This window comes from Noviherbaspirillum malthae (assembly GCF_015352985.1).
GTDB lineage: Bacteria > Pseudomonadota > Gammaproteobacteria > Burkholderiales > Burkholderiaceae_D > Noviherbaspirillum > Noviherbaspirillum malthae.
Genome location: NZ_JACYXF010000120.1, coordinates 1 through 10,943 on the forward strand (window position 1 = coordinate 1; position 10,943 = coordinate 10,943).

Consider the following 10,943-nt stretch of genomic DNA (forward strand, 5'->3'; position numbering starts at 1 on the left):
TGCTCGAATCCTTGGTCCTGGGCCATCGACAGGGTCTGCTGCTTCATCTTCATTCGTACGGGGAGAGATCAATAGCACCTATAACGCTTGGCAACAAATCTCGTTTACTTTTGCAGCGTAGCCTTAACTGTTGAATTTCCTCTTCTTTTTTGTAAAGGTTATTCGACATCTCGACCAACTCGGCTGCCTGACTCATTGGAAGCAGGACCTGCATTTCCTTTTCCCAATGCTCTGGCAATTTGAAATCAGGCTGGAAGCCCCCATCAGCAGGAAGATTTCCATCACTTTCGATAACGTGTCTTGTTACATGCGAAGCGAACTGTCGCTCTACTGATTGAATAGCTGTCTTGAACTGTCTTTCCAATGCTTCGATTCGGTCATACAGATCTTGGAAGGCGGGGATTTCCGTCATGTATTTGTCGTCGCCCTGTTTATCCACACTGAACACTTTCTGCCCTGTTCTCGGGGTATAAAGACTCTCCAGATCAGATGCGGCACGGACTGCTCGTGCCAGATTTTCCTCCCTGACTAGCTCTCCATATTGATCCATGGCAGTTGAACCGTCCCAGGTATAATTCGACAGTTCTAAGGTATAGCGGTTCAGCTTGCTGACATCCTGGCTATTTGGCACCTGCCGCGCGAGCTCTATTACGCCATCTCGCCAAAGTGGGTCTGTTTCAAGGAAAGCTTGTTGCTCTGCTTTATTTTCAGTGTATTCGTTAACATAATTTTCGGCATCTTCAACATATCTCCCATGCCATCTGTCCTTGCCAGGATATGCTGCACTTGAAGGATTCACAGTTTTCGGCAAGTTGAGCCGAGTTATTAAATCTGATTTAATAGTTTGTGCCAGTTCCGGTTCATAGGCTCCTTTTAGCCTTTGATCGTTTTTTATTGCTCGAGGAAGTATATCCGTTGCAATATAGCGGTCAAGCGTCTCCAACCTGAAGTTAGCCAAGGAAGCTTCCTTAAATTGTTCAAGGTTCATAGCCCCTGACACAATTCCGCGTACCAGTTCACGGTTCTTGCTCCTTCTCGCAAGTTCGCTGATGTACTCCATTGCATTATTGATGCAATTTTGCGTGCCGCCTACAGAATCTTGAAACACCCTATCGGCAAAGTCGGAATCATGCATAATGGCACTAAGAATCTGTGCAATGTTATAGTAAACTTCGTTGCTTCGGTTCTTCTTAGCATTGTTGGCGTCTTTTTCCGCGCGTTGAATAAGATTGACAAACTCTTCTGCGTTAGGTTTTTTACTCAATGCTTTAATAATTTCTTGTGAAGTGGGTAGAGAAACCGAACCATCCTCTATACGCATTTCATTGATTCTCATGCAGAGTCTATCCAGCATTTTTTCCAACGGTTCAACGCTGTACTTCCAGTTGTTAGACACCGTTGCCCATTCAACAAGCCGGTTTTGTTGCTCCTCCGTAGAGCGATCCCTGAGAATAATGCTGGCCATTCCTGTATATCGCAGTTGTCCGTTCATCCCCGTTGCCTGCCCTGCCCTCCTCGGCGGTACCCCCTCATTAAGAGTTTCCAGTATTGAATCTGCATGCTCTTGAGTAAGAAGTTTTTCACTTCTCATGTAATGATCGAGAATTTCTCCGGCTATTCTTAATTTAATCTCCTGAGGACAAACAGGAGAGGAAATCATTTCGAACATATCGCTCGTAGCTTTTTCATATTCAGGCCTACGATTGCTGCGGTAGTAATTTCTGCGCCCTATCCGAATTTGTTCTATTCCCAGCAGCAGAAACACAGGTCCGTAAGGACCGGTAAGCGAAAGAGAGGCTCCTAAGACGCCATAAAATGCGCAATGCCTTCTCAGCGCCAAACGTTCTTCCGGCGTATGCATGCGCAGACGCGCATGTTGCACAGACAGATACAGATCGACTATTTCATCCAATTCCGCACTATTTGACTGTAGTTCATTATTGTTCTGACATATCAGATGTCTTAAGATTGCCGTCAGTTGAGTACGCTCGATGGCGCTCATTTCCCGTTTGGCGATTTGATAGCGCGGAGAGGAGGGTTTGTGGAAATACAAACCGGCTCCCACGCTGTACCGTTTCCTGATTTCTCCGGACGAGCCGAGCAAATCAGTAATCCACCGTTTTGCGTGCTCGACCTCGGGAGGTTGGACATCGTTTGGAAAATTCACGTTGCTGAAGTCAAGAGTGCGTGACCAATGCGTATCTGGCAGCGTAAAAGGGACAGGATTTGTCGACGACAAATATTTTCGCAAGCTTTTCTTTAAGTGACTTGCTGGCTTGGGATGCTCGGCTCCTGCATCCGGTTGCGTGGTAGGCTGAGTATTTGCCCGTTGGGTCGCTGCTCCGCGTTGCTCCTCGTTGCTGGCCAGGGGTACTCCCAAATTTCGGCTAATGGCTGCTCGGTCAATCGACATCAGATTCTTTCTAACATTGGAGATAAGTGTGATGCGGTTCTATGTGGTGAGCAGACCGAAGATGGTTCCATGGGAAGTCAAAATTTTTGGCACATGGTGTAATGTGCCAAATTTTAGTAACGCAAAATTTGCGGACTGTGGCGCACGGCAACTCATAATGGAACCGGAGGCATCTGCAAGAACTCCTGCAGCTGCGTCAAATTAAGTGGAAGCCTTGGTTGCTTGCGCATTGTCGTGCAGAACAGCTTCGGTTCTTCTGGCACATTGGGAAAATGATGCTGCTTGACTTCTACACGTGGCTACAGCACCTTCACCACGTCTACCTCTATCCATCATGTGGCGATTGAATCCAGTTCCCCCGCAATTTCTACCAATCTCGGTATTCAGGATGGAGTCGTTGCTATATCTGACATCGAGTATCATTGTGCCCAATCAGATTTGACCAAGCGTCAAGTTCGGCTACATTCTTTCCTGTTTCTTGACGATAAAGACGTGTTTTTTGCGGTACCATCATTCCTCATATTCCCATGGCACGTTCTTGAGCGCATGCAATCTTGGGTAATTCATGACATTGACGGCAATACACGCTAACGGCCGGCTTCGATGAATAAAATCCAAGCGGGATGGTCGGAATGGATTTGAGATTTCAATAAGTATCGGTCAATGGTTTTACGGGTGAACTGGACATTCCAAAACTCGGTAAGCAGGCCGCGTGTGACAATTAGCCTCATTAAATTCCATCTGCCACGCGCCAATTCAAAAGTGCGAAAGAATCTTGGATATCCTGTAGAGATACCACCGCCGTCTTAGCGCAACACACTCACAACTTCGGCTCCCCGAAACCAGCTTCCGCCGCACCTGCCTTGCGCGACACACGAAAGTCCTTGGAATGGATGCCGTGTTTCTTCAGCAGCATCTGCAGATGCGAGCGGTTCATCTCGCAGCGCCGCGCCAGTTCCGACACCGTGCCGCCGACTTCGCGCAAGCCCTTTTCCAGAAAAGCCTTTTCCGCCTCGTCGCTGGCGATTCGCCGCGCATCGCTGAGAGAGCCGGGAAGCAAAGGCATGCCGGAAACATCGCCGCCTCGCACGGGGATGGCGGCAGTCGACGGCAAGAAACCGGACGCGGCAGACGTGGGAACAGCGACTGACTCGGTGGGCGCGACGGCCATGGTTGCAGTCACTGCAGGTGCGGCAGAAGACGCACCATCGGCATTTTTCGCAGAGCGTATATCCACCGGCAGATGGATGACATCCGCCATCTCTCCCGCCAGGCAGGTAAGCCGGTAGATCAGGTTGCGCAGTTCGCGAATGTTCCCCGGGTAGCGGTAGTTGATCAGGAATTCCCGCAGCTGCGGCGTCATCCTGATCGGCCTGCGCTTCATCATTTCCGCCGCCTCGTCGCAGAAATAGGAAAACAGCAGGGGAATCTCGTCCTTGCGCTGGCGCAGCGGCGGCAGGCTGACATGGATCACGCTGAGGCGGTAGAACAAATCCTCACGGAACGTGCCCTCCTCGCTGAGCTTGCGCAGGTTGCGGTTGGTGGCGGCCACGATGCGGGTGTCGACGGGGATGGGCTCGTCCGAGCCGACGCGCTGAATCTCGTGGGCCTCCAGCACCCGCAGCAGCTTGACCTGGCCGGTCAGCGGCAGCTCCCCGATTTCGTCGAGGAAGATCGTACCCTTGTGCGCACTTTCGAACTTGCCCTTGCGGTCGGTCGCCGCGCCAGTGAAGGAACCGCGCTTGTGGCCGAACAGTTCCGACTCGATCAGGTTTTCCGGAATGGCGCCGCAGTTGACGGAGATGAACGGCTTGTCGGAACGCGAACCGTTCGCATGAATCACCTTGGCCATCAGTTCCTTGCCGGTGCCGCTCTCGCCGTCGATCAGCACCGGCAGGTCGGTCGGCGCCGCCTTCTCGGCGACTTCCAGCGCATCGAGCAGTTCCGGATTGTCGCCGAAGGTGCCTTCGAAGACGAAGCTGCGCGCCAGCAAAGCCTTGCGCCGGTCGCCCGGCAGGCGGCTGGCGGTATCGGGCTCTTCCGCTGCGCCGGCGGCCTTGATGAAGCGCTCCTTGTGCGACAGCTGCATCACTTCGTCGCGCAGTGCGTTGGATTGCCGCAGCAGCTTCTCGATATCGGTGCGCTCCAGCCGGTTGGCCCAGCGCAGCGTGGTGCGGAGGATTTCTATCTTTTCGATCAGCCCCGCATACGACATCGCGGAGTTGCCTGGCAGGCCCGGGTTGTATAGCTTCATGCGGCACTCAGCTGTTTTTGCACAAGTTGGTAGTACATGCCCCGGCGGTCGACCAGTTCGTCGTGCCGGCCCTGTTCCACGATCGCGCCTTCATACAGCACCAGGATCTTGTCCGCGCGCATGATGGTGCTGAGGCGGTGCGCGATGATCACGGCGGTGCGGCCCTTGAGAATCTCGTTCATGTTGCCCATGATGTTGCTCTCGGACTGGGTGTCGAGCGCCGACGTCGCTTCGTCGAACACCAGCAGGCGCGGGTCGTGGTAGAGCGCGCGGGCGATGCAGAGGCGCTGTATCTGCCCGCCCGACAGGCCGACGCCGCGCTCGCCGACGATCTGCTCGTAGCCGAGCGGCATCTTGGCAATGAAGGGATGGGCGTCGGCCATCTTCGCCACTTCCTCGATGCGGCGGCGGTCCGGGCTTTCCTCGCCGCTGGCGATGTTCTCGGCAATGGTGCCCGAGAACACGAGGTTGCTCTGCATGACGTAGCCGACCTGGGCGCGGAAGTAGTCCTTGTCGATCTTGCCCACATCGTAGCCGTCCACCGTGATCTTGCCTTCGCTCGGCGCATAGAAGCCGACCAGCAGCTTGGCCAGCGTGGTCTTGCCCGAGCCGCTGCGCCCGACCACCGCCACCAGTTCGCCCGGCTTGATGTCGAAGCTGATGTTCTCCAGCACATAGTCGGTCTCGTTGCCGCCGTAGCGGAAATACACGTTCTCGAAGCGGATGTCGCCCTGCAGGTCCGGCAGCACCACGCGCGAAGGCAGGTCTTCCGGCTTCTGCTCGGGTTCCATGTCGAGCACGTCGCCCAGGCGTTCCATGGCCACCGCCGCGTCGTTGAGCTGGCTCCACAGTCCGACCAGGCCCATCAGCGGCGCCATCACGCTGCCCATCAAGGCATTGAAGGCCATCAGCTGGCCGATTGTGAGTTCGCGTGACAAGACGAGATTGGCGCCCACCCAGAGAATGGTGATGGTGGTGGCCGCATTGAGCACCTGGCTGGCGAGCGAGACCACGATGTTGAAGCCTTGGGCGCGGTACTGCACGTCCAGCGATTTCGCATATTTCTTTTCCCACTTCATGCGCACCGCCCGTTCGATGCCCATGCCCTTGACTGTTTCCACGCCACCCAGCGTTTCCATCAGATAGGCCTGGGCATCTGTAGCGGAGGCGAAGGCTTCGCGCGCATAGTTCTTGATCTTCGGCGTGACTAGCACCGTCAGCCCCATGATGGGAATGACGAAGGCAATCAGCACCACGGTCAGCTTCGCGTTGTACATGAACATGATGGTGAAATAGATGAACACCATCAGCAGGTTGAGCACGGTGGTGACCGTGGACTCGGTGAGGAAGCCGCGTATCGTATGGTTTTCCTGGAAGCGCGCGAGCACGTCGCCGGTCTTGCGCTTGGCGAAGAAGGAGAACGGCAGGGACATGGTGTGCCGGAAGAAATGCGACATCATCGCGAAATCCATGTTGCGCACCATGAAGTTGGCGAGATAGGCGCGTATCGTGCTCATCAGCTGGGTGAACACATTGGCAATGATGAGGCCGGCGATCAGCAGATGCAGCAGGCCTATGTTCTGGTGCACGATCACCCCGTCGAGAATGTTCTGGATGATCAGCGGCGGCACCAGCCCCAGCATTTGGATCACGAAGGTCGCCAGGAACAGATGCAGCAGGATCTTCTTGTAAGGCTTGAGATAGGCGATGAAGCGTATCCAGGGCGAGCGCGTCGCCGCCATCTGCACCATGTCCTCGCGCGCGGTGAACAGCAGGCAGGTGCCGCTCCACCCGCGCTCGAATTCCTCGACCGTCATCTTGCGGTAGCCGACCGCCGGATCGGCGACGCGCACATGCCGCTTCGACACGCCATAGACGATCACGTAATGATAGCCTTCCCAGTGCACGATGAACGGCAGCTCGAAGCCGAGCAGCGATTCGTAGGTGCATTGCACGCCGCGCGTGGTGAAGCCGAGCGAGTCGCCGACCCGCGCCAGGCTGTCGAGAGTGGCGCCCTGCGTGGTCACGTTGGCCAGTTCGCGCAGCTTGCCCAGCGTCATCGGTATGCCGTAATGCTTGCAGATCATCGCCAGGCAGGCGGCGCCGCAATCCATCTCTTCCGCCTGCTCCACCCAGGGGAAGCGCTTGATCATCTTTTCGCCGTGTTCCGGCTCGGACAGCAGGTCCAGCCGCACCGGATGCTTGCGCCGCTCGGCCAGCTTCTTCTGCCGGTGCAGTTCTCGCTCAATGAACTGGATGCGCGCTTCCAGCGCCTCGCGCAGCTTGGGATTGCGCTCGACCAGCTGGTGCACGGTCTTTTCCGGAATCACCAGCAGCGTGGTGTCGACATTGGCGGTGACGGTCGCGATCTGTTCCTGCCGCATCACGCAGGCCTTTTCGCCGAAGATCTCGCCCTCGCGCAAGGTGGCCAGCGGATATTCCGCCCCTTCCTCGCTGCGCACGATGCGCACTTCGCCTTGACGCACCACATACAGCCGGCGGTCCTCGCGCGCATCCTGCTTCAGGATTTCCTTGCCGGCGGCAACACGCTTGACGCCGACGCTGCGGATGAATTCTTCCAGCTCCTTCTTGTTGACCTTGCCCTTGAGATCGAACAGCCGCGCCACGAAGCCGCCGGCCGAGCTGATCGCGACATAGCTGGTGACGAAGGCGTAGGCGGCAGGATTCTGCAGCACGATGGGGCCGATCACCTGGCGCGGAATGTACAGCAGTTCCGTCTTGGTGGAGGAGCGCACCGAGGATTCATGCCGGTATTCGCGCAGCATGGCGATATCGGCGAACACTTCGCCCGCCTTGCGCACGCCCATGCTGATTTCCTTGCCCTGCTCTTCGGTGAAGATGCGCACCGAACCGCTCTTGATCACATACAGGCCGTCGGCCGCGTCGCCGGCATTGCAGACGGTGTCGCCGAAACCGAAGAAGCGCGATTCGGCGCTGGCGGCGAGGCGTTCCAGTTCCTCGCGGGTGAACGGCGACAGGATTTCAACGTTGGCAAGGAAGTCAACCAGCGGATGCACTTGGGGAGAGGTGTCCATGGATTCGCCATTCTCTTCGCTTGACTGCGCCTGTTCGCGCCCGATTGCATTCGCATCTTCCTGCCGCGCCGCGTCCTTGCACGGCAAACGATCATCCGGTCATCGCGCCTCGATGATGTGTTCCTGCGCCCTTGCCTGCAGCCACTCCTCTTTCAGCAGGCGGCGGATTTCCGCGGACGATTCCTCGTCCAGCCTGGCCGGGTGTTTCGCGTTCACCCTGAAGATTTCGAAGAAGCTGCGGTCAGGCGACGGAAACGGGCCGAGCAGTTCGCCCACCTGCGCGTTGAACACCTTGGCCTCGATGTCGCTTTTCAATGAACCGCGCAGCACCTTGCCGATCACCCCGCCCTTGTCTCGCGTATCGGCGATCGAGTGCTCGCGCGCCATCTCCTCGAAACTGTCGGGGTCTTCCTCGAGCACCGAAATCATTTCCTTGGCCTTGCCCTCGGTATCGAGCACCACATGGCTGATTTCCATGCTGTCGAACTTGGGGAAGTTGAGCTTGAAGTAATCCTCTACCGCCCGGTCGCTGCAAACCTGCGCCAGCATTTTTTCCTGGTAGAGCATGTCAGTGATGTAGGTCTCGAACTCGTCGAGATTGATGCGCATTGCGTCGAGGTAATTGTTCATGTCGGCCGCGCGATGCAGGCCCTGCACTCGCCGGAACTGGTCGGCGCGCTCCTGAATGTCTTCGGCGCTGATGGTGATGCCTTGCCGCTTCGCCGCCTTAACCGTCAGCTTGTCCCGGACGATCTGCTCGACCAGGCTTTCGAATTGTCCGCTCAGCTTGAGTGTCCTGACGAAATCTTCAAAGCCGATGACTTCATCGTCGATGCGTACTATTTCGGTCATGTCGCATTCTCCTTGAGATGCGGGGCGGAAGCGCCAGTTGCAATTTCCACCTCGAGATTGACAATAATAAGACTGTGCAAGCCAATAACGCTGTGTTTGCTCAATGTCTGCAAGGACAAATGATGCTTCCTGCTTGACCGGCTGCAATATGGCGCGCGGGCATCGTCCCGTCATCTCTTCATCGCTACACTTTTCGACCGCGGACCCGCGTTTCGCGTCCGCTGCAGAAACGATTGCCGGATTTACAGGTCTGAGCGGCATTGACTGCATGCATTGTGCGATCCCTTCGAGTCGGCCCTGCGCATGCGATCCACCGAGAGAAGACTCCTCATGCACCAGCACTCACTGTCCCTGTTCGACACCGACGTGCCGAACGATCCTCCCGAAGCCAAGGCGCTGGAAGTGCATCGCCGCCTCTGCAAGGAGTACGACTGCCCGATCCGTTATTTTCACGTGCTCGATCCGCTTGCCGAACTGGTCTCGGCGCTGCTCTCCCATCGAACGCGCAACCGCGATTCGGGACTGGCATTCCGTACGCTGCGCGAGCGTTTCCCGGAATGGGAACAGGTGCGCGACGCGCCGGTCGGGGAGGTGGAGGAAGCCATCTCGGCCTGTACCTGGCCGGAACAGAAGGCGCCGCGCATACAGGCGGTGCTGCGCGAAGTCGGTGAGCGCAATGACGGCGCGTTGTCCCTTGAATTCCTGCGCGACTGGCCGGTGGTGAAAGCGCGCGCCTGGCTGGAAAGCCTGCCCGGCGTCGGCCCCAAGACCAGCGCCGCGGTGATTTCCTTCAGCAACCTGCGCGGCAGGGCCTTGCCGGTGGACAGCCATCATCATCGGGTCGCGGCGCGTCTGGGCCTGATTCCCGAGAGCCTGCCGGTAGGCCCGTCACATCGCGTACTGGAATCGCAGCTGCCGAACGAATGGGATGCGCAGATGGTGTACGACAATCATCAGATCATCATGCGCCACGGCAAGGATGTCTGCACCTGGCGCGATCCGAAATGCCGGCAATGCGTGCTGCTGGATCTCTGCCCGCATGGGCAAGCGAGGCTGGCCGGCAAGCGGACGGCGAAGCATGAAGGAGAGCAGCCGGCGCGGTAATCCGTCCGGCATGCACAGGAGGGTTTGATTGCCTGATCGGCTCTCGATCTGCCGTTCAGGAAAGTGATGGAACAAGGAGCTCAGGCTTCGCTGCTCAACGCTGTCTTCGCCTGCCGCTCTCGCGTTGCCAGCCAGCAAAGAATCGATCCCGCGCACACCATGGATGCGCCCTGCCAGAACGAGGTCGAGAGCGGTGTGCGCAGAAGCGTGGCTGCCAGCGCCGCGGAAACCACCGGAATGAAATAAGAAGCCCCGGCGAGAATGGTGACATTGCCATGCAGGATGCCGACATTCCAGGCTGCATAACCGAATCCCATCGCCGATGCGGCAAGCACAAGATAGATCACTGCATGGACGCTGAACTCCATCCCGCCTTCCGATGTGGCCAGGTACTTGACCCACAGCGTCAGCGCCGTCAGCATGAAAAACAGCGTGATCCCGTTCTTGCCGCCGGCGATCCGCTTGGTCACGGTGCAATAGGCCGCCCAGATGACGGCACCGGAAAAGGCCAATCCGTAACTGAGCGGATTGTCCTTGACGTTCGCCGTCATTCCGGCCAGATCCAGACCCTGGTCGCCGCCCAGTACCCAGCAGATCCCGAGCACCGCGATGACGAATCCGGGAATGATGAGCAGGTTGGACTTCTGCTTGTTGAACAGGATGGCGGACAGAATCGTGAAGGCGGGCCACAGATAATTGACCATCCCGACTTCAATGGCTTGCCTGCCGCTGTTTGCATAGCCGATGGACAATGCGAGGCAGAGCTCATAGGAAACGAACAGAAGGCTTCCCCAGAAGAGATAGCGGCGAGGGAATTCGCTGACCTTGGGAAAGCCGATGGTCAGCAGCAGAAGAACCGATGCGACGGTATACATCATGGCGGCCCCGCCGGTCGCTCCCAGGCTTTCACTGACGCCCCGGATCAGGCCGACGATCGAACTCCATAACAGAATTGCAATGAGTCCGATAAGAGTTGCTTTACGCTTGTTGTTCATTCCGCCCTGCTTGCCTTTAATGGTTACCTTGGAAGGGAGTTTTTTCGTTATCCCTTCGGGCCGGGCATTGTAAAAGAAAAAGCGGGGAATGAGTTTCCGGCCAAGTCATGAGCAGAACCGCGTCCCTTCCCAGATTATTCCTGTTTTCGCAATAACGCATTGCTGCCGAGGCTGTTTTTCTCCTTTCGCGCAACACCTACAATGTGCTTCATCGATGAGCACACAAGACAACGCGTGCGACTCACCGAGGCAGGCTGCGAGGGCAAACG

The 10,943-nt window shown here is 56.8% G+C and carries 6 protein-coding genes; 1 reads left to right on the forward strand and 5 read right to left on the reverse strand.

The window, feature by feature from the left end; genetic code table 11:
• Positions 1 to 49 precede the first annotated feature (49 nt).
• From IGW03_RS36330 to IGW03_RS36345, 4 genes are all read right to left on the reverse strand, one after another.
• Positions 50 to 2,413 carry an NEL-type E3 ubiquitin ligase domain-containing protein gene (locus tag IGW03_RS36330; RefSeq protein ID WP_194727256.1) on the reverse strand — a complete coding sequence of 788 codons (2,364 nt, stop codon included), beginning with the start codon at positions 2,411 to 2,413 and terminating at the stop codon, positions 50 to 52.
• An 820-nt stretch (positions 2,414 to 3,233) separates the two neighbouring features.
• The gene (locus IGW03_RS36335) at positions 3,234 to 4,667 is read right to left on the reverse strand and encodes a sigma-54 interaction domain-containing protein (RefSeq protein ID WP_194727257.1); all 1,434 of its coding nucleotides are present in this window, start codon (positions 4,665 to 4,667) and stop codon (positions 3,234 to 3,236) included.
• Positions 4,664 to 7,723, reverse strand: a complete 3,060-nt coding sequence (locus IGW03_RS36340) for an ABC transporter transmembrane domain-containing protein (protein ID WP_194727258.1) — start codon at positions 7,721 to 7,723, stop codon at positions 4,664 to 4,666. The genes IGW03_RS36335 and IGW03_RS36340 overlap by 4 nt, the downstream gene beginning before the upstream one ends.
• Before the next feature lie 99 nt (positions 7,724 to 7,822).
• The gene (locus IGW03_RS36345; protein ID WP_194727259.1) at positions 7,823 to 8,575 is read right to left on the reverse strand and encodes a peptidylprolyl isomerase; all 753 of its coding nucleotides are present in this window, start codon (positions 8,573 to 8,575) and stop codon (positions 7,823 to 7,825) included.
• 330 nt (positions 8,576 to 8,905) lie between these two features.
• Between IGW03_RS36345 and IGW03_RS36350 the strand changes: the two genes are divergently transcribed.
• On the forward strand, positions 8,906 to 9,679 hold the full coding sequence (locus IGW03_RS36350) for an endonuclease III domain-containing protein (protein WP_194727260.1): 774 nt from the start codon (positions 8,906 to 8,908) through the stop codon (positions 9,677 to 9,679).
• Positions 9,680 to 9,759: 80 nt separating this feature from the next.
• Here IGW03_RS36350 and yddG read toward each other — a convergent pair whose 3' ends face one another.
• Entirely contained in the window at positions 9,760 to 10,674 is a 915-nt protein-coding gene (yddG, locus tag IGW03_RS36355) for an aromatic amino acid DMT transporter YddG (protein WP_194727261.1), read from the reverse strand.
• Positions 10,675 to 10,943 lie beyond the last annotated feature (269 nt).